The following is a 711-nucleotide window of genomic DNA, read 5'->3' as shown; positions in this document are numbered from 1 at the left end:
TTGCCGCCGTCGCCGAGATGTACGCCACGGGCACGAGCACCCGCAAGGTGCAGAGGGTGGCCGAGAAGATGGGCGTCTCCAGGCTCTCGAAGGACCAGGTGAGCGCAATCGTCTCGAGCCTGGACGCAGACATCGAGGATCTGTGCGGAAGGCCGCTCGACGGCTCGCCGGTGCCCTACGTCTGGCTCGACGCGACCTACGTCAAGTGCCGCCGCGAGGGGCGCGTCGCCTCCACCGCCGTGGTCACCGCCATCGGCTGCGATGCGGGCGGCCGGGGGCGCGTCCTCGGTGTCGACGTGGTCGACACCGAGTCTTACGACTCGTGGCTCGCCTTCCTGCGGGCTATCCGCTCGCGCGGGGCGGCGGGCGTGCGGCTCGTCGTCTCGGACGCCCACCCGGGGCTCGTCCGGGCGCTCGGCGAGGTCTTCCAGGGCGCCGCGTGGCAGCGCTGCGCGGTCCACCTCATGCGCGACTGCATGCGCGAGGCCGGCTCCTGGCAGCTCAGGCGCCGCGTGGGCAGGATCGTGTTGTTAGCGCTAATCTAAAATTGACCACTTTCGCAAACGCATCTCGCCGAATGCGCTAACGCGCTTTCGCCGGCCCCGCTAACGCACTTTCACCAACTGCGCTAACGGAACTATGCTCCGATCGGGTATCCGACCCGGGAGGAGCGGGATATGGAGCGAAACGTAATGGGAGAGCTGAACGTCT

At 67.9% G+C, this 711-nt stretch carries 1 pseudogene; it reads left to right on the top strand.

The features are described from left to right. Positions 1–473 (top strand): annotated as a pseudogene (locus tag ACTM86_RS08945) (IS256 family transposase); the annotation flags it as partial. Positions 474–711 lie beyond the last annotated feature (238 nt).

The sequence above is a fragment of the Collinsella sp. HCP3S3_E11 genome (genome assembly GCF_052067375.1).
Classification (GTDB): Bacteria; Actinomycetota; Coriobacteriia; order Coriobacteriales; family Coriobacteriaceae; genus Collinsella.
This window is presented reverse-complemented; position numbering and strand designations above follow the sequence as displayed.